22 protein-coding genes are annotated in these 23,577 nt (G+C 76.2%); 11 read left to right on the top strand and 11 right to left on the bottom strand.

Features of this window, described 5'->3' with window-relative positions:
* The first annotated feature begins 1 nt into the window (after position 1).
* Both D459_RS0111135 and D459_RS0111130 read left to right on the top strand, forming a co-directional pair.
* Positions 2 to 1,036, top strand: coding sequence for a sugar-binding transcriptional regulator (locus tag D459_RS0111135; RefSeq protein ID WP_017593085.1), 1,035 nt, complete (start codon positions 2 to 4; stop codon positions 1,034 to 1,036).
* 79 nt (positions 1,037 to 1,115) lie between these two features.
* A complete protein-coding gene (locus tag D459_RS0111130) occupies positions 1,116 to 1,544 on the top strand; it encodes a hypothetical protein (protein WP_017593084.1) in 429 nt (142 codons plus the stop codon).
* 117 nt (positions 1,545 to 1,661) lie between these two features.
* Here the strand turns inward: D459_RS0111130 and D459_RS33610 are convergent, their stop codons facing one another.
* The 3 genes from D459_RS33610 to D459_RS31415 all read right to left on the bottom strand — a co-directional run bounded on the left by D459_RS33610 (position 1,662) and on the right by D459_RS31415 (position 7,162).
* Positions 1,662 to 4,400 carry a DegT/DnrJ/EryC1/StrS family aminotransferase gene (locus tag D459_RS33610; protein ID WP_017593083.1) on the bottom strand — a complete coding sequence of 913 codons (2,739 nt, stop codon included), beginning with the start codon at positions 4,398 to 4,400 and terminating at the stop codon, positions 1,662 to 1,664.
* Positions 4,401 to 4,491: 91 nt separating this feature from the next.
* Complete coding sequence (locus D459_RS0111120) at positions 4,492 to 5,730, bottom strand: radical SAM protein (protein WP_017593082.1); 1,239 nt, start codon at positions 5,728 to 5,730, stop codon at positions 4,492 to 4,494.
* Positions 5,731 to 5,782: 52 nt separating this feature from the next.
* Positions 5,783 to 7,162 carry a glycosyltransferase family 2 protein gene (locus tag D459_RS31415; protein WP_275041852.1) on the bottom strand — a complete coding sequence of 460 codons (1,380 nt, stop codon included), beginning with the start codon at positions 7,160 to 7,162 and terminating at the stop codon, positions 5,783 to 5,785.
* 271 nt (positions 7,163 to 7,433) lie between these two features.
* Here D459_RS31415 and D459_RS33605 point away from each other — a divergent pair, with 271 nt between their 5' ends.
* Entirely contained in the window at positions 7,434 to 8,168 is a 735-nt protein-coding gene (locus D459_RS33605) for a class I SAM-dependent methyltransferase (protein ID WP_017593080.1), read from the top strand.
* Here the strand turns inward: D459_RS33605 and D459_RS31405 are convergent.
* From D459_RS31405 to D459_RS0111080, 6 genes are all read right to left on the bottom strand, one after another.
* The gene (locus D459_RS31405) at positions 8,116 to 9,165 is read right to left on the bottom strand and encodes a phosphotransferase enzyme family protein (protein ID WP_017593079.1); all 1,050 of its coding nucleotides are present in this window, start codon (positions 9,163 to 9,165) and stop codon (positions 8,116 to 8,118) included. The two genes, D459_RS33605 and D459_RS31405, sit on opposite strands and share 53 nt — an antisense overlap.
* Entirely contained in the window at positions 9,132 to 9,959 is an 828-nt protein-coding gene (locus D459_RS35840; protein WP_017593078.1) for a class I SAM-dependent methyltransferase, read from the bottom strand. Before D459_RS35840 ends, D459_RS31405 begins: the two co-directional genes overlap by 34 nt.
* On the bottom strand, positions 9,893 to 11,089 hold the full coding sequence (locus tag D459_RS31395) for a GNAT family N-acetyltransferase (RefSeq protein WP_017593077.1): 1,197 nt from the start codon (positions 11,087 to 11,089) through the stop codon (positions 9,893 to 9,895). Before D459_RS31395 ends, D459_RS35840 begins: the two co-directional genes overlap by 67 nt.
* 1,340 nt (positions 11,090 to 12,429) lie before the next feature.
* Positions 12,430 to 13,308, bottom strand: a complete 879-nt coding sequence (locus D459_RS35390) for a right-handed parallel beta-helix repeat-containing protein (RefSeq protein WP_152522948.1) — start codon at positions 13,306 to 13,308, stop codon at positions 12,430 to 12,432.
* The gene (locus D459_RS35835) at positions 13,263 to 14,321 is read right to left on the bottom strand and encodes a Swt1 family HEPN domain-containing protein (RefSeq protein ID WP_026120284.1); all 1,059 of its coding nucleotides are present in this window, start codon (positions 14,319 to 14,321) and stop codon (positions 13,263 to 13,265) included. The genes D459_RS35390 and D459_RS35835 overlap by 46 nt, the downstream gene beginning before the upstream one ends.
* 193 nt (positions 14,322 to 14,514) lie before the next feature.
* Positions 14,515 to 15,336: a hypothetical protein gene (locus D459_RS0111080; RefSeq protein WP_026120283.1), complete on the bottom strand. Its 822-nt coding sequence runs from the start codon at positions 15,334 to 15,336 to the stop codon at positions 14,515 to 14,517.
* Positions 15,337 to 15,467: 131 nt separating this feature from the next.
* Between D459_RS0111080 and D459_RS0111075 the strand changes: the two genes are divergently transcribed.
* Together D459_RS0111075 and D459_RS34985 are read left to right on the top strand one after the other, a co-directional pair.
* Positions 15,468 to 15,683, top strand: a complete 216-nt coding sequence (locus D459_RS0111075) for an EF-hand domain-containing protein (protein WP_017593074.1) — start codon at positions 15,468 to 15,470, stop codon at positions 15,681 to 15,683.
* A gap of 113 nt (positions 15,684 to 15,796) precedes the next feature.
* Entirely contained in the window at positions 15,797 to 16,378 is a 582-nt protein-coding gene (locus D459_RS34985) for a hypothetical protein (RefSeq protein ID WP_152522947.1), read from the top strand.
* A 46-nt stretch (positions 16,379 to 16,424) separates the two neighbouring features.
* Here the strand turns inward: D459_RS34985 and D459_RS0111065 are convergent, their stop codons facing one another.
* Entirely contained in the window at positions 16,425 to 17,399 is a 975-nt protein-coding gene (locus tag D459_RS0111065; protein ID WP_017593073.1) for an alpha/beta fold hydrolase, read from the bottom strand.
* Between the two features lie 85 nt (positions 17,400 to 17,484).
* Between D459_RS0111065 and D459_RS0111060 the strand changes: the two genes are divergently transcribed.
* The 3 genes from D459_RS0111060 to D459_RS0111050 all read left to right on the top strand — a co-directional run bounded on the left by D459_RS0111060 (position 17,485) and on the right by D459_RS0111050 (position 19,295).
* Positions 17,485 to 18,366, top strand: a complete 882-nt coding sequence (locus D459_RS0111060) for a helix-turn-helix domain-containing protein (protein WP_017593072.1) — start codon at positions 17,485 to 17,487, stop codon at positions 18,364 to 18,366.
* Between the two features lie 93 nt (positions 18,367 to 18,459).
* Positions 18,460 to 18,609, top strand: a complete 150-nt coding sequence (locus D459_RS35830) for a hypothetical protein (RefSeq protein ID WP_017593071.1) — start codon at positions 18,460 to 18,462, stop codon at positions 18,607 to 18,609.
* Positions 18,610 to 18,758: 149 nt separating this feature from the next.
* Positions 18,759 to 19,295 carry a dihydrofolate reductase family protein gene (locus D459_RS0111050; protein WP_026120280.1) on the top strand — a complete coding sequence of 179 codons (537 nt, stop codon included), beginning with the start codon at positions 18,759 to 18,761 and terminating at the stop codon, positions 19,293 to 19,295.
* A gap of 63 nt (positions 19,296 to 19,358) precedes the next feature.
* Here D459_RS0111050 and D459_RS0111045 read toward each other — a convergent pair whose 3' ends face one another.
* A complete protein-coding gene (locus D459_RS0111045; protein ID WP_017593069.1) occupies positions 19,359 to 21,662 on the bottom strand; it encodes an FdhF/YdeP family oxidoreductase in 2,304 nt (767 codons plus the stop codon).
* Positions 21,663 to 21,985: 323 nt separating this feature from the next.
* On the opposite strand from D459_RS0111045, the gene D459_RS0111040 reads away from it, so the two are divergent.
* From D459_RS0111040 to D459_RS0111030, 3 genes are all read left to right on the top strand, one after another.
* Positions 21,986 to 22,189 (top strand): cold-shock protein, encoded by a 204-nt coding sequence (locus D459_RS0111040; protein ID WP_017593068.1) that lies wholly within the window; start codon positions 21,986 to 21,988, stop codon positions 22,187 to 22,189.
* A gap of 141 nt (positions 22,190 to 22,330) precedes the next feature.
* A complete protein-coding gene (locus D459_RS0111035; protein WP_017593067.1) occupies positions 22,331 to 22,861 on the top strand; it encodes a GNAT family N-acetyltransferase in 531 nt (176 codons plus the stop codon).
* Positions 22,862 to 22,994: 133 nt separating this feature from the next.
* Entirely contained in the window at positions 22,995 to 23,528 is a 534-nt protein-coding gene (locus D459_RS0111030; protein WP_017593066.1) for a GNAT family N-acetyltransferase, read from the top strand.
* The last annotated feature ends 49 nt before the right edge of the window (positions 23,529 to 23,577 follow it).

Here is a 23,577-nt window from a genome sequence, read left to right as displayed (position 1 = left end):
TATGAGCGAGCAACGAGGTGAGACGCAGGCCCCGGCCTTCGCCGGGGGCCCGGCCGAGCTGGTCCGGATCGCCGCCATCGCGCGCCGGTTCTACCTGGACGGCCGGTCCAAGGTGGAGATCGCCGAGGAGTTCGGGCTGAGCCGGTTCAAGGTCGCCCGCGACCTGGAGGCGGCGCGCAGCAGCGGGATCGTGCACATCGAGATCCGGCTGCCGGCCCGGCTCGACGCCGAGCTGTCCGAGCGGCTCCGCGAGCACTACGGGCTGCGCCGCGCCATCGTCGTGGACGCCTCGGCGGACCCGCTGCAGACCCGCTCCGACCTGGGCGCGGCGGCGGCCGACCTGCTGGCCGAGATCGTCCGCCCCGGCGAGGTGCTGGGGCTGGCGTGGAGCCGCGCCCTGCAGGTGATGGGCGCCAAGCTCACCCGGCTGCCGCGGTGCACCACCGTGCAGCTCAACGGGGTGCTCAGCGAGTACGCCGAGTCGGGCGGGTCGGTGGAGACGGTGCGCCGCGCGGCGGCGCTGTCCGGCGGCCCGGCGCACCCGATCTACGCGCCGCTGATCCTGCCGGACGCGGCGACCGCGGCGACGCTGCGCGCCGACCCCGGGATCGCCGCGGCGTTCGCCCTGCACGACCGGCTGACCACGGCGGTCGTCGCGGTCGGCGGCTGGGACGAGCGGAACTCCACCGTCTACCAGGCGCTGGACCCGGCGTCGCGGGAGCGCTGCGCCGAGCTGGGCGTGCGCGCCGAGATCTCCGGCCGGCTCTTCGACGGCGACGGGAACCCGGTCGGCTGCGAGGTGGACGACCGGGTGCTCGGCATCGCCGTGGACCGGCTGCGCGCGGTTCCCGAGGTGGTCGCGGTGGCCGGCGCCGGCGACGGGGCCAAGGCCCGCGCGATCGGCGCCGCACTGCGCAGCGGCATCCCCTCCACCCTGGTCACCGACGGCTTCACCGCCCGCGTCCTGCTCGGCGACCCGGCCGCGGATCCGGTCGCAGGGTCCCCGGAGGAGCGGGGGGACGGCGCGGAGGGCTGAACGCCGCCGGGCCGGCCGCGGGCGTGTCGGCGGGCGGCGGTACCGTCCCGGCAGCATCCGACCGCCACGGGAGCCGCACATGAGCCTGCACTACGAAGTCGTCGTCGCCTGCTTCCTGCGGGAGGACACCCCGCCCGAGGTGCTGGACGCGGTGCGCTGGCACATCGGCCTGGCCGAGGAGCGCCCGCCCGGGCTCGACCCCGAGGAGCACGCCCATGCCGCGTTCCTGCTCGACCCGGAGAGCCCGCTGCCCGGCGGGGACGTCGCCGAACTCCGCCTGCAGTACCGCTGGACCGCCCCCTCCGGGGCGGACGTGAACTCCTGGGGCCTGCACGCCCGCGGCTACTGGCTCGACGACGAGCTTGGGCAGCTCTCCCTCTTCCTCGACCTGATCGCCCCCTACGCCGAAGACGGCCACGCCGGGTCCTTCCGGGAGGAGTACGACCTCCTCCCCACCGTCGTCGCCTTCAAGGACGGCGCCCTGGTCTCTCCCGGCCGGGCGGGCTGACGGCGGGGCGGCGCCGGGACGCGTGCCCGCGCCCGCAGGCGCGCCGCACCGGCCGGTTGAGGCCCGCTCCCCCGCGGCGCCGGGCCCCTCTGCCCCCGCCGGCCGGGGGCTCGGGCCTCAACCGGCCGGTGGCCTGCGCAGGACCCACTTCTCCTCCCGGACGTCGAGCGGCAGCGAGCGGGCCCCGGCGAAGTCCCGGACGGCCTGCACCACGCCGGGGAAGCGGGCGATGAAGTCGTCGCCGATCATCGTGCCGCCCGGGCGCAGCAGGGGCCAGTACAGGTCGAGGTCGCGGGCGACGTCGGGGAGGTCGTGGCCGGCGTCGATGTAGACCAGGTCGCAGCGGACGCCGTGGTGCCCCAGGACCGCGGCGGCGGTGGCGCTGGTCGCGGGGAACGGGGTGATGACGCCGGTGAGGCCGTCGTGCACCACGTTGGCGAGGAACTGCGGGTAGAGGCCGGGGCGGCCGAAGCTCAGGTGCATCTCCGCCTTCCACTCCGGGGTCAGCCAGTGCTCCCTGCTGCCCAGGAAGGTGTCCACGCACACGATCTCGCAGTCCAGTCCCAGGTCCCGGACGACGCCGGCCATGTGCAGCGCCGAGGCGCCCTTCCAGGTGCCGACCTCCACGATCAGGGAGGGGCGCAGCCGGGTGATCTCCTCGCGGAACACCGGGTGGTCGTAGTCCCAGCCGGAGGGGTCGTAGCCGATCTCCCCGGCCGGGAGGCCCTCGTACGGCGACCGGTCGAAGAGCAGCGTCCGGACCGTCCGGGCGGTCCCGCCCTCCGGCGCCGCCGTCACCGCGGCACCCCGGCCGGGGCGGTGCCGGCGTACTCCGGCGTCGACATCCCGCCGAGCCGGTAGCGCAGGGTGGGCCGCCCGGTGCAGCCGACCGGCACCCGCAGCCGGACCAGCTGCTCGCGGACGATGTCGTCCTCGCCGAGCCGGTCGGCGACCTCCCGGGCGCTGCGCTCCCTGCGGAACTCCAGGATCCGGGCGAGCTCGCGGCGGAACAGCCACTCCCCCATGTCGACCATGCCGTCCCCCGCCCCGCCCGGGGGCCAGCTGAGCCGGTCGCGCACCACGGGGTCGCCCGGCGCCATCACCCCGTGCCGGGCCAGCTCGGCCAGCCGGCGCGCCGCCCGCGGGCCCCGGCGGCAGCCAGGGGAAGCGGTCCGCCGGGTGGGGGCCGCCGCCCGGGCCGACCAGGCGGCGCCAGGAGTGCGCGGCGGGCAAACCCGGGGCCACCGCCTCCAGCAGGGATTCCAGGTGGTCGGGCTCCCACTCGTTGTCGTCGTCCAGGAAGGCGATCAGGTCCCCGTCGGCGGCCTGCACGGCCATCCGCCGCAGCGCGCCCACCCGCTCCACCGCCGCCTCGGGGAGGAAGCCGTCGCCGCCGACGCTCACCGCGCGCACCCCCGGCGGCAGGCCGCCGGGCAGCGCCGCGGGGGCACCGAGGTGGGCGTCGATCCACACGGTGAGCCGGACCTCCGCGCCGGTCCGCTGGGCGGCGGCGCTGTTCAGGGCCCGGGCCAGCCCTTCCGGGCGGCGGCCCCGGGTGAGGGTGACCACGTCGACCACCGGGCGGGGCGCCGGGCCCGGCAGCGGGCGGGCCGGGCGGGCCGTCCGGGCCGGTCCGGACGGGTCGGAGACGGCGCCGCGCAGGGCGGCGGCGAGCCCGCGCAGCGCGTCCGCGCCGGCCAGGAAGGCGTGGTGCGGCACGACGATGGCGGTCTCGTGCAGCCGGCGGGACTCCGGGAGCGGGGGCCGGGGCCGCCCGGACAGCGCCGCCGCGTAGCCGGGGACGGTCTCCGGCCGGTACAGCGGACCCTCCGGGACCGGCGGGTAGACCTCCTCCAGGGTGACCCCGGCCTCCCGGCGCACCCGGGCGATCAGCTCGCGCGGCGGCGGGGCGGGGCCGGTCGGGCGCAGCAGCAGGCCGTAGAAGGCGCCGGAGGCCAGGGCGGCGGCGTCGGCCAGCGGCTCCCAGCCGGCCTCCCGTCCGGACTCCCGGCCGGCGGCCAGCTCCGCCAGGAACGCGGCGGCGCCGACGCTCCGCGCGGCGGCCTGGCCGGGGAAGCGTTCGAGCTGGTCCAGCAGGAGGGCCGCGCCGGTCTCCGCCAGGGCGTGGTTGGCGCCGTGCACCGGGGCCGGGGACGCCTCCAGGGCGGTGCGGTCCGCCTCCCCCGGGCGGGACGCCGGGCGGCGGGAGTCGGCGGTGAGCGCCGCCAGCCGGGCCACCAGGTCATCGTCGCAGGTCAGTGCCGCTCTGCCTTCGCCGCAGGTGAGGACCTTGGTCTCCTGGAAGCTCATCACGCTGACCTCGCCCAGCGAGCCGATCGGTGCGCCGCCGGCGGACCGGGCCAGCTGGGCGTGCGAGGCGTCCTCGACGATCGGGACGCCGGGCAGGGCGGCGCGCACTGCGGCGATGTCGGCGTGCTGGGCGTAGAGGTGCACCGCGAGCACCGCCGACGGGGCCTCGGGCAGATGCTCGGCGCCCCGGCACGGGGAGTCGGGGGACGCGTCGAAGAAGACCGGCGCGGCCCCGGTGCGCAGCACGGCGGTGGCGCACCCCACCCAGGTGGTGGCGGGCATCGCCACGGTGTCCCCCGGGCCGATGCCCAGCGCCTGCAGGGCGACCACGATCGCGCCGGACCCGTTGGCGGTGAGCACGGCGCTGCGGCGCCCCGACGCCTCGGCCAGGGCGCGCGCCGCCTCCGCCCCGCGGGACGGCCACGGGGACCGGGCCCCGCTGCACGCGAGGCGGCCGCCGAGCAGCGCCGCGGAGAGGTGCTGGTGGGCGCCGGGCCCCAACTCGGGCCACCGGGGCCAGCGGCGGGGGTCGTCTGCCAGGCTCATCGGACTCCTTCCGGGGAGGACCGGCCGCGCGGGGGGCGGGGGCGCGGGGGGCGCGGGGCGGGCGGGCGCCGGGGGGCGGGGCCGTTCCGCCTCACCCGCACGTCCCTCCGGCCGGGCCGGGGGCGCCGAGGAGCGGGAGGAGCGGGCGCCCCTCCGGGGCCGGCCCGCCCCCGCCCGGCGGCGGAGGCGGGGGCGGCGCGGCCCCCACCGGGCACCGCGGGCGGCCGGTGAGGTTCACCATGTGCTCGGCGTAGGGCGGGTAGCTCTGCTCCTCCATGTCCACGTAGCGGTTCCGGTAGCACCAGTCGCACTCCTCGAACCGCGGCGAGATGCCCTCCTGCCAGCGGGTGTGCTCGGCGCGCAGCCTGCGGTACTCCGGGCCGTTCCAGATGTCGGCGAAGGAGGACTCGGCGAGGTCGCCGAGGAGGTAGCGGCTGTCGGGCTCGCCGATCAGGTGGTCGCAGAAGCCGATCTGCCCGCGGTGGTTGACGTAGCAGTACATCCACGGGTGGACGCAGGTCTTGCCGGTGTGCTCGGGCAGCGCCCACGACTCGTCCAGGGCCGCGCCGAGCTGCACCGCCACCCCGCGCTCCCGGGCCGCCCCGGCGGCCTCCTCCAGGGCGTCGGCCAGCGCCGCGGTGTGCCGGGACAGGTGCTCCGGGGAGTCCTCGGGGACGGTGACCGGGTTGAGCCTGATCCGGGTCAGGCCGACGTCGGCGGCGGTGTGCACGATGGCGGGGATCTCCGGGATCGCGGCGGCCTGCACCACGACGTTGAGCTGCACCCCGTCCGTGCCGACACCGCTGCGGCGGCCCTCGTCCACCAGGATCTCCAGGTTGCGCATGATCACCGGCAGCCGGGCGCCGCGGCGCAGCTCGGCGAAGGTGCGCGAGCGGGCGGCGTCGAAGGAGACCAGGATCAGCGCGTCGTTGCGCACCAGGGTGCGCCACAGCTCCTCGTTGGGCACGGTCAGATTGGTGACCAGGCGGACCCTGCAGCCGTACTCGATGGTCCGGGCGACCCGCTCGGGGAAGTCCTTGAGCACGGTGCTCTCCCCCCAGCCGCGCAGGTCCACGATCTCGGCGGTGGGGAACAGCTCGCCGGCGACCCGTTCGAAGAGCCGCGGGTCCATGTTCTTGGACCGGTCGAACGGGCCGGAGGCGCGGCACATCGGGCAGGACAGGTTGCAGTTCTCGGTGAGCTCGACGAAGAGCACCCGCGGCAGGCTCTCCAGCGCGGTCGCCCCCGACTCGAACTCGCGGATGTTCAGTTCCCGGTTGGCGGAGCGCGGATCCGCACCGCGCCGCTCGGCGCCTCGCCCGGTCGGCATGGCGGGCTCCCTTCTTCGGTGTCGGGCAGGGGGCTGCGGCCGGGCCGCCGGCTCAGACCGCGTCGAGCACACCGGAGAAGGACCCGGTGCTCCAGGGCAGCGGCTCCACCTCCAGGGCGCGCGGCCCTCCCGGGGCGGAGTCCAGCTCGGTGAGGCGGAACTGGTGCAGCTCGCGGCGGAGCGGGAAGGAGAACTCCCACCAGGGGCGGTCGCCGTGCTCCAGGGCGGCGGACAGGGCCGGGTCGGGCCCGATCGGCGGGCGGGTCGCGGCGCCGTCCAACAGGATCAGCCGCCGGGCGCACCGGGCGGCCTCGTCCAGCACCCGGCACAGGGTGGGCTCGGGCAGCGTCCGCCAGTAGTCGGTGACCACAGCGGCTCCGAAGGCGCCGGTGGCGAAGGGCAGCCGCGCGCCGAGCAGCCGGTCCCCGCCCCGGCGCGCGGGGGAGACCGTCCGGGCCGGGCGGGGCGCCCGCTCCGGCCAGCCGGCGTCGTCGCCGAGCAGCAGGGTGCCGTCAGGGGCGTCCAGCGCCTTCACCGCCCGGGGCAGCTCGCCGAGGCGGGCGGTGTCCACCGAGGCGGGGTCGAGCCGCTCGGCGAACGAGCGCAGCGCGGGCTCCAGCGCCCGGGCCCCGGGCGCGCCGAACGCGCAGACCGCCTCCACCTCCATGCCGGGGTGGAGGCGGAGCATCAGGAAGTCGTTGCACCGGTCGCGGACCAGGTCGGCGCGGCGGTCGCGGGCGTGCGGCTGGTGGAAGGCGAGCGCGTCGCCGAGGAGCACCGTGGGGATCCCGGCCCGGCGCAGCCGGTAGCCCATCTCCATGTCCTCCACGCCCTTGCCCGGGAACTCCTCGCAGAACCCGCCGACCCGCTCGAAGTCGGCGCGGCGCAGGCTCACCACCGAGGACCAGAAGTAGGCCCAGGAGCAGTCGAAGGGGCGGGTGAGCAGGTCGGCGCGGGCGTCGTGCAGCCGGGGCTCGCGCTCGGCCCGGGAGAACACCGCGGCGGGGTCGCCGAAGTCCCAGTCGGTGCCGTAGAGGAGGTCCCACTGCTCGGGGGTGAGCTCGCGGGCGTAGGTGTAGCCGGTGGCCGCGACGCCCTCCCCGGTCTGGGCCGCGCGGTGCCGGGCGAGCATGTCGGGGTGGGGCAGGCAGTCGGCGTCCAGGAACACCAGGACCGCACCGCGGGCGCGGGCGGCGCCGGTGTTGCGCGCCGCGGCGGCGCCGCGGCCGGGGTCGGTCCGGACGACCTCCCAGTGCGCCCCGGGGCCGGGTTCGCCGGGGTCGAGCGTCCCGTCGGCGGAGGCGTCGTCGACCACGATCACCTCGAACCGGTCCGCTGGGACCGTCTGGGAGCGCAGCCCGCGCAATGTGTTGCGCAACTGGGTGCGCATGTCGTGCACAGGAATGACGACTGTCACTTCTGGATCGCCCATGAAAACCCGTTCACCTGAGGGGTCGAGTTCATACGCCATTGCGGCCGACGGGGTGGAGCACGAACATAACCCGGAAAGTCCGGGCTGACAAGAAACCCGGGAGCGGATTCACGGCACTTGCGGCGAACAATGGAATATGTCGGATAATGCCGCCAGTGGTGCCCCTGTTATTCATTCGACGCCGGCACCGGGGGCGAATCCGCGCGGAATCGAAATCCCGGGCATGGCCGGCCGCCGCCGCGGGTACCGACCGGAGCGGTAAGGGGGATCCATGGCTTCCTTCGCCGACCGCGGCGCCGCCGCGCTGCGGCCGCTCCGGGAGCGCATCGCCGGGCGGCGCTTCGACCGCGCCCTGGGGGTGCGCACGTCCGCCCGGGACGCCGCCGCCCTGGCCTGCGACGCCGACCGGTACGAGCCGGCCGCCCCGGACCGGCTGCGCCGCGCCGCCGCCGCGCTGCGGCCGGGCCCCGGCGACACCGTCCTCGACATCGGATCGGGCCTGGGCCGCGCGGTGTTCGCGTTGGCCCGCCGGGGCCGGATGAGCGCCGCCATCGGTTTCGAAAAGGATCCGGGACTGCACGTCGGAGCGCTGGCGAACCTCTCCGCGGCGCGCCCCCGGCTGCGCTGCCCGGACATCCGGCTTTTCTGCGCGGACGCGGCCCGGACCCCCGTTCCGGCCGAGGTGACCGCCGTTTATCTGTACAACCCGATCGAAGGGCCGGAGATGGAGGAGGTGTTCGCGCGGATCCGGGAAAGCCTGGACCGGAGGCCCCGGGAAATGCGCATCGCCTACGAATACCCGGTGCACGGATTCGGCCTGGTGCGGCTCGGTTTCCGGCGCACCGCCGTCGCCGAGGCGCTGCACCTGTACACCTGGCCGGGCGCCCCCGCCGCCGCCTCTTCATCGGTCTCGGACCCATCGACCGGCCCTCGATCGGTCGGTGGACCCGAGCTCAACGGCGAGTGGGGTCCGGACCGGGCGGCCGGCCCCGGGCCAGTTCCATGACGCGCTCCAGCACCGCGGGCTCCGGCAGCCGGGGCAGGGACCGCTCCACCTGGGACAGCGCGTAGCGGCGCTCGTCGTCCGGCAGGCCCGGGTCGCGCTCGCCCAGCGCCTGCACGTGGACGTAGTTGAGCAGCGCCGCCAGGTGCATGCCGAAGTCCTCCGGCGCCCCGACGGACGCCGGTCCCCCCGCCGCGCGGTAGGCCGCCAGCGTGGCGCGCACGCCGCCCTCGTCCAGGCCGCCGGCGCCGTGGTGCCAGTCCATCAGCGCGGTGGCCAGCTCCCGGCGGGCGCTGACCGTCCCGGTCGCGTCCCAGTCCAGCAGCACGTGCCCGCCGTCCCCGGCGCGGAGCACGTTGTCCGGTTTGACGTCGCGGTGCGAGGTGATCAGCGGTCCGGCGGCCGGGGCGGCCCACCGGGACAGCTCGCGGATCAGCGGCACCGCCCCGGCCAGGGCGGGCGCCCAGGCCGCGCCGGTGCGCCGCCCCTCCTCGACCAGCTCCGCCCAGCGCTCCTCCCCGGGCACCTCGGTGAACCACGCCCCCTCCGGGCCGGCGGGCGGCGCGCCCACCCGGTGCAGCGCCGCCAGGGCCCGGCCCAGCCAGGCCGCCGCACCTCCCCCGGTCCCGCGCAGCCGGACCCCCTCGGCCCAGGTGCACAGCCGCACCAGCGCCCCGCCGTGCTCCGGCGCCAGCAGCGCCAGGTAGCGGCCGTCGGCGCCGGGCACGTCGCGCGGGGCGCGCACCCCCTCCCGGGCGGCGGCATCGCGGTAGGCGGCGGCGCGGGCCGCCTCCTCCTCGCCGACCTCGTCGGTCCAGAACAGCTCTTTGACCGCGTAGCGGCCGCCGGGCGACTCCAGCCGCCAGACCCGCCCGTTGGCGCCGCGCGCCACCGGGTGCAGCGCGGCCCCGCGCTCCGGCAGGCCGTAGCGCCGGCAGATCTCCCGGGCCGTCCCCGGGTCCGGCGTCAGCCGGGCGACCGGGCCGCTCCCCCCTCCCATCCCTGCTCCTCCTCCCACCGGGCCGCCGGGCCGGCGGCCTCCTCGAACCGGAACGGCGGCCCGAAGCCCGCCGGGTCCCGCAGCGCCAGGAACGCCCGGCGCGCCCCGGTGCGGTAGTCCTCCGCCCCGGTGTGGTCGGTGAAGTCCGGGGCGAGCATCCGGGCCTGGTAGCCGGCCAGCGCCGCCAGCTCCAGCACCGCCTGCGCGGTGGGGACCAGCACCAGGGAGTCCCGCAGCGCGTTGTGCGGCACCTCCGGCGACTCGCGGTGCAGCTCCAGGAAGGCCCCGGGGGCGCGGGAGAGCGCGGTGTCGATCACGATCGCCTCGGGCTCCAGCGCGGCGATCCGCTCCAGCACCTCCACCGGCCGGGCCAGGTGGTAGAGCAGGCCCAGGAGGAGCACCACGTCGAAGGGGCCGTCCTCGGCCGGATCGTAGCGCTCGACGTCGGCGCGGCGGAACCGGTACCGCTCGGGCGGCACCCCGCGGGCCCGGAAGACGAACCGGGCCTGCTCGACGTGGGAGGCGCGCCCGTCCACGCCGAGCACGAAGTCGCACCCGGCCTCGACCGCGCTCAGCGACCAGAACCCGGAGTTGCACCCCAGGTCCAGGAGGCGCCTTCCGCGCAGCGACCCGCCCGCCCACTCCACCAGCGGGTCGAGGAGGTACCGCCGCCGCTGCCGGTGCCGGTTGCCGTGCCCGTCCCGCCACACCGGGGTGCGGCGGCCGTTCAGGTCGAACTCGTAGTGCCAGTAGGGGAAGGCGGCGATGCCCCGGTCGATCTCCTCCGCGTCCACGGACCCTCCTCTTCGGCGGCCGGTGCGCGGCGGGCGCCGCGCCCTTCTCCCGCCCCGCTCCGGGGGCGGGTCTCCAGCACGTGGCAGTACTGCGGGAACGCCCGGCAGCCGCGGGAGCGCTTGGCCTCGTCCGAGCCGAGCTCGTAGACGATGGCGCCCGCCCCGTGCGCGGCCGCCAGCTCCACCGGCCGGTAGAAGTACAGCTCGAAGTAGAGCGGCAGCGTCCGCTGGAACGCGTAGTCGAACCCGGAGGTGCGCAGGTACCAGCGGTCCCGGTGGCTCAGCAGCAGTGAGAAGCCGCGCACCGCGCCCCCGGCGTGCGCGGTGAGCGCCAGCGCCCGGTCGCCGAACGCCTCGGCGACCTCGCCCAGGTGCGCCGCCGCCCGGGCCGGGTCGCGGCGGCGGCCGTACTTCTCCTCGCCGAGCCGCTCCAGCTCGGCCAGGACCTGCAGCGGGGCGCCGGCGAGCGGTCCCGCCCGGACCTCGACCCCGGCCCGCTCGATCCGGCGCCGCTCGGCCCGCACGCTCTTGCGCCGGACCCGGGACAGGCCGGCCAGGTAGCCCTCGAAGCCGTCCGGGGCGACGTCCAGCCGGTGGTCGGGGCCGACCGGGAAGGCCGTGTAGCCGCGCCGGGCGAGCACCTCCCGCAGCGCGGTGTCGGCGGCGTCGACGTAGGGGAAGCAGACGGAGGCGGCGCCTGCCTCGGCGGCCTCCCGCTCGGCGCGGGCCACCAGGGCGCCGGTCAGGCCGTCCGCGCCCCGTCCCGCCGTCAGCACCCGGCTGCGGCCGTTGTGCCGCCCGCCGCAGACCAGCACCGGCAGCAGCGAGGCGGGGTCGCGGCGCCACTCCTCGGGGACGCCGGCCGGGTCGGCCTCGGCGACCAGCCGGTCCGCCCGGTCCGAGGTGCGCTCGGTGCGCGCGTCGGCGAGGACCGCCGCCAGCCCGGCGGCCGCGCCGCCGTCCTCGGCGAGCAGGAGCCGCGTCGCCCGGCCGTCGGCCCGCTCCACCACGCCCAGCCACCGGTGGGTGGAGTACAGGTCGCCCGGCCCGCACAGCCGGTCCCAGGCGGACGGGGGGACCTCGCTCCTCGACGCGGCCCGGATGGGGGGCGCGGCCGGGGTGGGGTCCATGGGCGCCCTCGCATTCGTCCGTCCGGCGGAGAACCGTCCGTCACCCTGGGTACCCGCTCGGTGACCGCACCAAGCCGTCCGCTTCCGGCCACCCGGCCGCCCCACCCGGAAAGGCCCCGGCCGAGCCCCGGCCGAGCAGAGCCGGGCGCCTCACCTGAGCGCGGCATCTCGCGGAGCGAAGGTTCAAGCAGGCAGCGAAGGCGGGAAGGGGACCGGCCGGCCGGTCAGGCGCGGCGCCCCACGGGGCGGGGTTCAAGCGGGCAGCGAAGACGGGAGGGGGACCGGCCGACCGGTCGGGTGCGGCGCCTCGCGGAGCGAAGGTCAAGACGGGCGGCGACGGCAGCGGTGGGGCCGGGGCCGGGCGCCTCACCCGGGCGCGGCGCCCCACGGGGTGGGGTTCAAACGGGCGGCGAGGGCGGGCGCCGTGTTCACCGGCCCGGCCCGGCGCGTGGTCCCGGCGGGGGCGGCGCCCCGGCGGGGCAGGCGGGCCCACCCAGGGGTGGCCATATCCCCTATGCCCGGTTCGCGGCGGGGAACGGGCAGGGGTGGGCGCGCCCTGCACACCTCCGCAGCACCCCGATTACATCTACCGGCGAGTAGTAAGCCTTGAAGCCCCCACCACCCCCTCGGTGATCACCCAGAGTGGCCAAAGTGGGGCCTTGCGAGGGGATGAATGCGACATTCCACCCCGCCTCTACTCCTCCCGGGTTCTGGGCCCCTGCTTTGCGGCCTTGCGGGCGACTCGAACCCTCCATCACCGGGCCGGACAGGGCGATTCGGGCCTCCCGGGGGGCGATCCGGGCCGGGATGCGCGCCCGGGAATCACCGGGGTGCTCTCGCGGTGCGCAGGGCACCCAACCCCACCATCACCCTGCGTATTCACTCAGGTCAGGGAGGTGAAGCGGTTTCAAGGGCGGCCGGCCACGGCGCCCGGGGCGACGCGGGAACGGCGAACCCGCCACCCCGGCCCGCCCTGGCTGCCCCGCCCCGCTCTGCCGCACCCGACCGACCAGCCGGTCCCCTCTCCCTGCCCTCGCCGCCGGTTGAACCCCGGCCCCGCGAGGCGCCGCGCCCGGGCGGGGCGCCCACCCCGCCCCTGCCTGCGCCGTCGCCGCCCGTCTGAACCTTCGCTCCGTGGGGCGCCGCACCCGGGCGACCGCCCTCGCCCCGCCCCTACCGCTGCCGTCGCCGCCCGTCTTGACCTTCGCTCCGCGAGGCACCGCACCCGACCGAGGCGCCCGGCCCCGTCCCTGCCTCTGTCGGCGCCACCTGTCCGCCCGCTCCCTCGGTGCCGTGCCGATGGCCCTCGGCCGACCGGGGAGTCCGAGGGCGGCGACTCCTCAGCGGGGCGAGCTCCACAGGGCGGCCTGCCGGTAGGCGACCTTGTCGCCGGCGCCGTTGCCGGAGACCGAGGAGAAGCCCAGCCGGACCCCCGGGGACTCGTTTCCGATGACCCCGGCCCGCGCGTTGTGCTCGAAGCGGCACCGGGCGGCCTCCAGCCGGCCGTCGGGGTGGACGGTCACGCCGCTGCCGCGGTTGCCGGAGACCGCGGTGCCATTCATCCGCAGCCAGCCGCCGGACTGCACGCGCACGCCCGACCCCAGCGGATCGGAGGGGTCCCCGCACTCGCCCACCCACGATCCGGTGAGGTCGGCACCGCCCCCTCTGCCGACGGTGACTCCGTCTCCTCCGGCGCCGCGCACCCGGCAGTCGTCCAGCGACACGTAGCCGTGCTCCCCGACGGTGACGGCCCCCTGGCGGAACCCCTCCAGCCGCACCCGGACCGCCCGGATCTGCGCGTGCATCCGCTCGGCCTGCAGGCCGTACCCGGCGGGCGCGCTGACCGTGCTGTCCTGCAGGGCGATGAAGGCGTCCTGCCCCGCGAAGGCGCCGAACCGGTTCTCCGCGCCGCCGATCGAGGACTCTCGCACCTCGACCGAGCCGAACCGGCCGGCGGACATCCCGCCCTCCAGCCGGCTCCGCAGCACCAGGACCGAGGCGTTCTCCAGGGCGGTCACCGCCGTGCGCCCGCTCCCCTCGGTGCCGGTGTCCTCGACCGTCACCCGGGCCCCGTACACGGCCGCGATGTGCTCCGCGAGCACGCCCGGGCGGCCGGCGATCCTGCTGCCCCGCACCGCACCCTCCGCGGCGTGGAAGCGCACCCCGCCGCCGGTCACCGCGCACCCCTGCAGGACGAGGCGGCAGGCGACGGCGTGCACGGCCCTGGTGGAGCCGGACGCCCCGGGCCCCCTCTCGAACGCGCAGTCCCGCGCGGTGACGTTGGCGCCGTACTCGGCCAGCAGGGCGACCGACTCCGGTTCCGAGGCGGTGACGTGCACGCCCTCCAGCACCGCGGCGCAGCCGATCCGCACCGCGCAGCCCTGGGGCCCCGGGGGCCCTGGGTGATGGAGACGGTTCCCGGCCCCTGCACCGCCCGCAGCACGAACGGGGCCCGCCCGCGCGGCGCGTGGAAGCCGGGGTAGCCGCCGGGGTCCACCTCAACGACGAGCAGCCGCCCCTCCGGCACCGGAGCGTCCAGGGCCTGCTGGATCCCGCGGTGGGCACCGGGGGCGTCCGGCGAGACCCGCACGGTGCAGGGGGCGCCCCGCGGGTCCGGGGCGATGTGCTCGGGCGGCGGCGGCGCGGTCGGCATCCGCACCCTGGCGGCGGACGCGGTGGGCGCCGGGGGCGCCGGGGGCGCGGCGGGCTGAGGGGCCGCGCCCTGCCCGCCCCCTTCCTCGTCCTTGAGGACCGCCTCCATGATCTCTTCGAGCAGCGCGGTCTCCTCTCCCCGAGCGTCCCGCCGCCCGTCCGCCCGGCCCGGGTCCTGCGCGGCCGGCCCCGGCTCCGCGGTTCCGGCCAGGGCGGCGATCTCCGCGAACCGGTCGATCAGCCGGAGGCACCGGTCGACGTCGACCCCGTCGATCCCGCCGCCGAAGGCGTGCGCGTAGGCGTTGCCGGCCCTGCGCAGCTCGGAAGCGGCGGCGAAGTCGCCCCCGCCCAGGTCGCCGGCGAAGACCTCGCGCTTCTCGGTGACCATGCGCAGCAGGAACCGCGGGTCGCTCAGGCTGTTCCTCCGCTCGCCGCCGAACCGCTCGGCGTCCTCCCGCTCGGTTCCGGCCAGCCACTCCGGCCCGGCCGCCGCCCTCATCCGGGCGTCCACGAACGCGCCGAGGAGGGGCGTCAGCCGCTCGAACCCCCGCCCCAGCCGCTCCCGGTCGGTCGGTTCCATCTCTCCCCCGCCCTGCGTCCCTGGGCTTGCGCGCGGCGCGGGCCCGGTACCGGAAAACGAACGAGAAGACCCTAGCCGCAGGAGATCCCGCTGTCACCGGGCGTCCGGCCGCCGGTCCGGGGACGGGAAGGGGACCGGAGCGCCCGGGGCCCTCCGGGGTGCTGTTCCGCGCCGCCCGCCGCTGCGGCGCCGGTCAGCGGGGCGGGCCGATGCGGCGGACCGCGTCCAGGTCACCGCGGAGCAGGTCGGCGTGGGAGAGGGCGAAGTCGCCGTTGGGCAGGGCCCCGGTGTGCCGCTCTCCGATGACCTCGGCCGGGAGGAAGGCCCGCAGCCGCTGCCGGAGCATCGCGGGGTACTCGACCGGCCGCCCCCACCCGTCCGGCGCCTCGTCGGTCCCGAAGATCGTCCAGTGGTCCACCGGGACCCGCTCGTCCAGGGCCGGCGGGCCGCCGGTGTGCGCGTCCAGCGCCGGGGCCGTCAGCAGGTCGGGGTCGTGCGGCTCGTACCAGAGCAGCAGCGGCTTGGCCCGCCGGGCCTGGGCGTTGTCGAAGCAGCAGACCGCGAAGGTGTGCTCCGGGTAGTGCTCGGCGTAGAACTCCAGGAGCCCGGGGTCGATCCGCGGGCGCTTGTGCGCCGGGACCCGGTGCAGCTCGGCGGGGATCAGCGCGGCGTTCCCGGTGAGCAGCACGGTGTAGACGTCGTGCTCGAACACCTCCACCCCGGACCGGGCCTGCGGCCCGCCCATCCAGTCCATGGCCGCGGCGCCGACCGCCCTCGGCTTCACGGCCTCGACCATCCGGGACAGCAGGTCCTGGTGGCGCCCGGCGGAGATGAAGTTCCGCCTGCCCATGGAGCGCGCCGGGATGTGCAGCAGCATCGCGTTGGGCCCGGACGCGAGGTTCACCGCGGAGTTCTGGTAGCCGAGCATGTGCACCAGGCCGTGCTCGGGGTGGTGGAGCCTGCCGGCGTAGAGGGTCGTCCCGGAGAATTCGGCGGGGGCGGCGGAGATGCACATGGCGGCACGGTAGCCGAAGGGGCCGACGCCGTCGGCGCGGCGGCCGCGCTGCTGGTACCGTTCCGGCCCGTCAGCCCCGGCGGAGCCCCGCGGCCCGCCGCCCTTCCGAGGAGACAGGAGCCCCTTCCGCAATGCCCGACAGCAGTGACTACGCCGCCTCCTTCGACCTGGTCGACGCCGACGGCGACGGCCGGATCTCCGCCGATGAGCTGGCCCGGCTGATGGGGTCGTCCGGCGACGCGGTCACCCGCGAGCGCGCCGAGGCGCTCATCTCCCTGATGGACACCGACGGCGACCGGCTCATCACGCTGGAGGAGTACACCCGCTTCATGAACGAACGCGCCTGAGCCCGCCGCCCGGCCCAGGGGGCCGTTCCGCTCTTCTCCGCCCAGGGGTAGTCTCCGGGAACCGCCGGGGGCGGAGCCCGCATCCCATCGGGTCGGGAACGAGGACGGCAGGGGTGAACCGAGTGGGAAACCGGGTCCGCATCGCGCTGGTGCTGTTCGGGATCTCCGCGGCGTGCGCGCTGCTCGCGCTGTACGCGCCGGTGATCTGGTACATCGCGCTCGCCTTGTGGGCGGGGACCGCCTACTCCGCCTGGCAGGGCGTCCGCGCCCTGTGGGGCGGTGCCGCGGCCGGGCGGGCGCAGGGCCCTCCGCCGGCCGCCCCCGGCGCCTCCGCCTCCGATGTCCCCGTCTCCGCCCCCGCCCCGGCCTCTCCCGGGCCGGCGGCTCCGGCGGCGCCGCCGGAGCGGGAGGAGTTCGCGGAGGCGGTGGCCGAATCCGCAGCGGGCACCTTCCGGTTCATGAAGCGGACCGCGCTCGCCGTCGCCGCCGCCTTCATGGCGCTGCTGATCCTGTTCACCCTGGCGGTCGGGACGGGCCTCTTCTTCGACGACCGGCCGTTCGAGGGCCTCTTCGTGTTCGGGTTCTCCGGCTGGCTCACCTGGTACACCTGCGGCCCGCTGCTGGGGGTCTGGGATCCGAGGAGCCTCTTCTCCCGGGACGGCGGCGGGGACGGGGACGGCGGCGGAGGCGAGTGAGCGGGCCCCGCACCGGGCCGCCCGCCCCCCGGCCCCGGCGCCCCGCTCAGGCCTCCGGGCCGGCGGCCCCCGCGGTGAAGGCCAGCAGGGCCCCGGCGGTCCGGTCCGGGTCCTCGATCATGGGCGAGTGCCCGACGCCGGGGAGCAGTTCGATCCTGGCGCCCGGGACGGCCCGGTACTCCTCGGCCGCCGAGGCACGCCACCGGCGGTCCTCCTCGCCGAAGAGCACCAGCAGCGGTCCGCCGAGGGCCGCCAGCCGGTCGGGGAGGGTTCCCCGCTCCAGGTACTCGTCGGCCGCCCGCGACGTCGCGGTGAGCGAGTGGTAGGTCATGCCGCGCACGTCGTCGACGAGCGGCTGCGGGGCCTCGCGGCCGGGGTCGGCGAACGCGGTCTCCAGGCCCCGGCGGAGCACGCCGTCGGTGCGCGCCCGCCACAGCAGCTGCCCGGCGACCGGGACGAACAGGAGCCGGCCGACGAACCCGTCCGAGACGAAGGCGTCCGGACTCGGGCCGGAGCCGATGAGCGCGAGCGCGGTGACCAGGCCGGGCCGCTGCTCGGCAAGGGCGGTGGCGACCGCTCCGCCGGTGGAGTGGCCGACCACCGCGGCGTGCCGCACGCCGAGCCGGTCCAGCACCCGGCCGACCCGGCGCCCCTGGTCCTGGATCGCGTAGCCCCCGCCGGCCGGCTTGGCCGAGCGGCCGTGCCCGAGCAGGTCGACCCGGATGACGCGGCGGGACCCGGCCAGCGCCGGGACCACCGGGTCCCACCAGCGGACCGACCCGGCGAGCCCGTGGATCAGCACCAGGGCGGGCGCGTCCCGGGGGCCGTCCTGGCGCACGTGGACGCCCCCGCCGTCCAAGCGCGCGATCGAGCCGCCCTCGGCCTCGGCGCTCTGCCGCGACACCGCGGCCGTGTTCGCCGCGAGCAGCCCGGCGGCCGCGATGAGCGCGGCGGCGGCGATGGCCCGGCGCCTCCGGCGGCGCCCCGCCGGCCGGGCATGGGATTCCGGTGAAGCGTTCATGGGGCCACCGTCCCCGCCCCGTGCCCCCGCCGGATTGGACGAATGTTCCCGGCCCGCCCGGGCGGGAGCCGCCTAGCATGAGGGGATGGAGGTCACCTGGCGCGACCGCCGCGGCGCGGCGGTGTGGGACGTGGCGCGCCCGGCGCGGCCCGGCCGGGCCGCCGGCGTCCGCATGGCCGGCTTCCGCGACCTCGGCGGGAACCCGGGCGGCCTGCGGGCGGTCCCCTACCCGGGCGTGACGCTGGTGCTTGAGTTCGGCGCCGGCCCGCTCGTCGTGGACGGCCCGGCCGGGCGGGAGCACCGCGGGAGCCTCGTCGTCGGGCTCGGGTTCGGGTCGAGCGCGCTCCGGGTGCGGGGCGAGCGCTTCGAGGCCGTGCAGATCCGCCTCTCCCCGCTGGTCGCGCGGGCCGCCCTGGGGATCTCCCCGGCCGAGCCGGGCGGCGCCGTGGTCTCCCTGGACGACCTGTGGGGTCGGGAGGCGGCGCGGATCCGCGAGCGGTCGGCCGGGGCCTCCTCGTGGGAGGAGCGCTTCGCGCTGGCGGACGCGGTGCTCGCCCGCCGGAGCGCGGCGGGGCCGCCGGTGGACCCGGAGGTCGCCTGGGCCTGGCGCCGGATCACCGCCGGGCGCGGCAGGGTCCGGGTCGACGGCCTGGCGGCCGAGGTCGGCTGGAGCCGCAAGCGCCTGTGGTCCCGGTTCCGCTCCCAGGTCGGCCTGCCGCCCAAGCGCGCCGCGCGCCTGGTCCGGTTCGACCGCGCCGCCCACCGCCTGTCCGCGGGCGCCGACCCCGCCCGGGTGGCCGCGGAGGGCGGCTACTCCGACCAGTCCCACCTCCACCGCGACGTCGCGGAGTTCGCCGGGACGACCCCCGCGACCCTGGCCGGCGAGCCGTTCCTCGCGGTGGACGGCACCGCCTGGGCCGACCGCCGGCCCGGCCCCGCGCTGCCGGGGCCCGGGTGCTCCGGCTGAGCACCGGGACCGGTTCCCGGAGGTTGCCCATCCCCCACATTGGGTACATAGAGTGACGCAGTCGCTACACAGAGACATATTGGAGTGATCTCAATGCGCCGTCTCCTGGCCGTGTTCGCCCTGTCCGCCACCGCCCTGCTGGCCCTGGGGGCCGCACCCGCGGCCGCCGCCGACGACGACACCCCGCACGACATCGTGTGCAAGGTCGGGCTCCTGCCGCCGCTGTTCTGCGCGAACGACTGAGCCGCCGCCGGCGCACGGCCGGACCCCGCCCGGTTCCTTCCGGGCGGGGTCCGGCCGTGCCGCAGGCCGACACCCCCTTCGGAGGCTCCGGCCCCCGCCGGCGGGACTATGATCCGACTTCAGGCCTCCACGATCCCCGGAGAAGGCGCATGAGCGATACGAGCACCGGCAAAGTGGTCGTGAACAGGGCGATGTCACTGGACGGCTTCATCGCCGGCCCCGACCACGCGATGGACTGGATCTTCGAGCACCTGACCGCGGACGCGGTCCCGGAGGTCATGGCGGCCACCGGCGCCATGCTCGTCGGCCGGGGCACCTACGAGGCCGCCAAGCGCATGTCCGGCCAGGGAATCGCCTACGACGGGGGAGCCCAGTTCGTCCTCACCCACGAACCCCCCGACGAACCGGACCCCGCCGTCACCTTCCTCACCTGCGGGATCGAGGAGGCCGTCGCCACGGCGCGCAGCGCCGCCGGCGACAGGAACCTGGAGGTCCTCGGCGCCGACGTGGCCGCCCAGTGCCTGCAGCGCGGACTCGTCGACGAGATCCTGGTGTACGTCCTGCCGGTGCTGCTCGGCGACGGCGTCCGCTTCTCGCCCCCGGGCCTCGGCAGGATCGACCTGGAGCCGTTGAGCAGTACCCGGTCGGGCGCCGTCACCACGCTCCGCTTCCGCGTGCGGAAGTAGGCGCGGCCCTCCGGCGGCCGGTGCGCCGCCCCGAACGTCCGCCGGGCGCGATCGGACGGCGCGCTAGAGGCCGGAGTCCGGTTCGAGGCGGACCACGATCGACTTCGACGTCGGGGTGTTGGACACCTCGGCGGTGGAGTCCAGCGGCACCAGCACGTTGGTCTCCGGGTAGTAGGCGGCCGCGCACCCCTTGGCCGTGGGGTACTCCACCACCAGGAAGTGCGGGGCGCGCCGGTCCGCGCCGTCCCTCCACTCGCTGACCAGGTCCACGTAGGCGCCGGCCTGCAGGCCCAGCTCGGCGATGTCCTCGGGGTTGACCAGGACCACCCGGCGGCCGTGGTGGATGCCGCGGTAGCGGTCGTTCAGCCCGTAGATCGTGGTGTTGAACTGGTCGTGCGAGCGCAGCGTCTGCAGCAGCAGCCGGCCCTCGGGGACCTCCGGGGCGGTGATCGGGTTGACGGTGAAGTTGGCCTTCCCGGTGGCGGTGGGGAAGGCGCGGTCGTCCCGCGGGGCGTGCGGCAGGGTGAACCCGCCGGGGCGGCGCACCTTCTCGTTGTAGTCCTCGAAGCCGGGGACCACCCGGGAGATGCGGTCGCGCAGCCGGTCGTAGTCGGCGGTGAACTCCTCCCAGGGCAGCGGGTCGTCCGCGCCGAGGACCCGGCGGGCCAGGCCGCAGACGACGGCGACCTCCGAGCGCATCTCGGCGGAGAGCGGCTCCACCCGGCCCCGGGAGGCGTGCACCTGGCCCATGGAGTCCTCGACGCTGACGAACTGCTCGGCGCCGCCCTGCACGTCCCGGTCGGTGCGGCCCAGCGCGGGCAGGATCAGCGCGTGCTCGCCGGTCACCGCGTGCGAGCGGTTGAGCTTGGTGGAGACCTGCACGGTCAGCCGGCAGCGGCGCATCGCCGCCTCGGTCGCCGCGGTGTCCGGGGAGGCGGACACGAAGTTGCCGCCCATCGCGAAGAACACCTTGGCCCGGCCGTCGCGCATGGCGCGGATCGCATCGACGGTGTCCAGGCCGTGCTCGCGCGGGGGTTCGAAGCCGAACTCGTCGCGCAGCGCGTCCAGGAACTCCGCCGGCGGCCGCTCCCAGATGCCCATGGTCCGGTCGCCCTGCACGTTGCTGTGCCCGCGCACCGGGCAGACCCCGGCGCCGGGGCGGCCGATGTTGCCGCGCAGCAGCAGGAAGTCCACCACCTCGCGGATGGTCGGCACCGCGTGCCGGTGCTGGGTGAGCCCCATCGCCCAGCAGACCACGATCCGCTGCGAGGCCAGCACCATGGCGGCGGCCTCCTCGATCCGCTCGCGCGGCAGGCCGGTGGCGCGCCGCACGGCCGCCCAGAACGCCTCCTCGTCCTGGTCGAGCAGGGACTTGGCGTAGGCGTCGAAGCCGTGCGTGTGCTCGGCGATGAACTCGTGGTCCAGCGCTTCGCCGCCGGCCTCGTCGACCTGGAGCAGGATCCGGTTGAGGGCGCTGAACAGGGCCAGGTCGCCGCCCACCCGGACCTGCAGGAACAGGTCGGTGAGCAGGGTGCCCGCGCCGACCAGGCCGCGCGCCGTCTGCGGGTTGCGGAACCGCTGCATGCCGGCCTCGGGCAGCGGGTTGACGGTGATGATCCGGGTGCCGGCCCGCTTCGCCTTCTCCAGGGCGGTCAGCATCCGCGGGTGGTTGGTGCCCGGGTTCTGCCCGGCGACGATGATCAGGTCGGCCTGGTAGATGTCGTCCAGCAGGACGCTGCCCTTGCCGACGCCGAGGGTCTCCACCAGCGCCGACCCGGACGACTCGTGGCACATGTTGGAGCAGTCGGGCAGGTTGTTGGTGCCGAACCTGCGGGCGAAGAGCTGGTAGGCGAAGGCGGCCTCGTTACTGGTGCGGCCCGAGGTGTAGAAGAGGGCCTCGTCCGGGGAGTCCAGTCCGTTGAGCCGGTCGGCGATGATGCCGAAGGCCTCGTCCCAGGAGACCGGCACGTAGTGCTCGGCGCCGGGGGCGGCGTAGGCGGGCACGGTGATCCTGCCCTGCTGGCCGAGCCAGTAGCCGGAGCGCTCGGCCAGCTCGGCGATGGAGTGGGCCGCGAAGAACTCAGGTCCTACCTCGCGCCGGGTGGCCTCCTCGGCGACCGCCTTCGCGCCGTTCTCGCAGAACTCGGCGGGGTGCCGGTGGTCGGGTTCGGGCCAGGCGCAGCCGGGGCAGTCGAAGCCCCGCTTCTGGTTGACCGCGGTGAGGGTGAGCAGTCCGCGCCGGGCGCCGGACTGGGCTCCGGTCACCCGTGCGCTGCCGGCGATGGCGGGGATCCCCACCGCGGATTCCTTGGGCGCGGTGACGCTCGGGGCGTCCTGGCGCGGGTCGTCGATGGGTGCGTTGGACATGTCCGGCCCCCTGCGGCGCCGGTGGCGGACCGGCGCGGTCTCAGCTGCTGTTTCGGAGTTCCCTCGGTGATCATCCTCCCACTCGCGGGGTCGGCCGACACCAGGGCCGCGCGGGGCGGCGGCGGGGTCTCCGGGCCGGTGTCGGGCAGGGGCTTCTGTGCTAATGTCACAGGCGGGTTGCAGTCTGGATTTCGCTTGATCGCTTGATCGCCCGCGGAGTTTCCGGCCGGCGGGCGCTTTTCCGTTTTCGGAGAGGGTTCGCGAGCACACCCTCGGCGCTGCGACCCGCGGCGCCGATCCGATCGCAGGAATGGGGAGGCCCCATGGCCACCGGTACCGTCAAGTGGTTCAACAGCGAGAAGGGCTTCGGCTTCATCTCCCAGGACGAGGGCGGCCCGGACGTGTTCGTCCACTACAGCAACATCGCGGGCAGCGGGTTCCGCAACCTCGAGGAGAACCAGCGCGTCGAGTTCGAGGTCACGCAGGGCCCGAAGGGCCCGCAGGCCCAGGACGTCCAGGCCATCTGAGCCGGACGCCCGCAGCGGCGGTGACGAGGGGCCGACCGGGTTCGCCCGGTCGGCCCCTTCTCTTGTGCTCCCTCCTTGCTTCCCCCGGCTCGCCCGGTCCTCCTCCGCTCCGCCGTGACCTCGGTCATCTAGCATTTCCCCATGACGCCTGAGCTGCGCACCGAACGCCTGATCATCCGAGCCTGGGACCCCGCCGACGCCCCGGCCGCGCTGCGGATCTACGGCGCGGACGAGGTCACCGGGCGGCTGACGCCCGAGATGAGCGCCGTCCGGGACGAGGCGGCGATGCGCACGGTGCTGCAGGCCTGGAGCGAGGCGCAGCCCAGCCTGGTCCCGCCGGCGGGGCGCTGGGCGGTGGTGCGCGCCGAGGACGGGGAGCCCATCGGCGGCCTGGCGCTGCGCCAGCTGCCGCCCTACGACGAGGACTTCGAGCTCAGCTGGCACCTGCGCCCGGACGCCTGGGGCAGCGGCTACGCCACCGAGGCCGCCCGGGCGCTGGCCGGCTGGGCGTTCGAGCAGGGCCTGGAGGAGCTGTTCGCGGTCGCCCGTCCGGACAACGAGCGGGCCGCGGCGACCGCCCGCCGGCTGGGCATGGAGTGGGTGGGCGAGACCGACAAGTACTACGGGACCCGGCTCACCGTGTTCCGGATGCGCCCGTCCGACCTGGGCTGACCGCTCCCCCGCTCTTCCGAGCCTGTCCCGTTCATGGTGATTCACGGCATTCCTCCCGTGTAACACGGTTTTAACGCGCGCGCGGGAGAATGGCCGCCGCAGCACCGGTGAGCAGGAGACACGGGGGGACACCTTGGCGGAGCGGAACGGGGCGCCGGAGCCGGTCGTCCGGGAGGCCGGGATCGGCGACATGGAGGCCGTGGCCGGCATCTACGCGCACTATGTGGAGAGCGGCGTCGCCACCTTCGACGAGGAGCCGCGCTCCGCCGACGACTGGCGCGCCCGGTTCAAGGAGAGCGCGGAGCGGGGACTGCCCTTCCTGGTCGCCGAGGTCGGCGGCGAGATCGCCGGCTACGCCGGCGCCTCGCCGTGGAAGCCGAAGGCCGCCTACCGCTACACCGTGGAGAACTCGGTCTACCTGGCCCCCGGCCGCACCGGCGGCGGCCTGGGCCGGCTGCTGATGGAGCGGTTCCTGAAGGCCTGCACCGAGGCCGGCCTGAAGCAGGTCGTCGCGGTCATCGCCGACACCCCGGACGGCGCCCAGGGCGGAGCCTCCCGGGCCCTGCACGCGCGCCTGGGCTTCACCGAGGTCGGCCGGATGGAGCGGGTCGGCTACAAGCACGGCATGTGGGTGGACACGGTCATCATGCAGCGCGCACTCGCCTAGCCCGCCTCCTCCGCTGGTCACGACGCTGCGGCCCTGGCGGCCCTGCCGG

This window comes from Nocardiopsis potens DSM 45234 (assembly GCF_000341105.1).
Taxonomy (GTDB): domain Bacteria; phylum Actinomycetota; class Actinomycetes; order Streptosporangiales; family Streptosporangiaceae; genus Nocardiopsis_A; species Nocardiopsis_A potens.
Note: the sequence above shows the minus strand (reverse complement) of the source record. Positions and strands in the feature narration are given on the sequence as shown.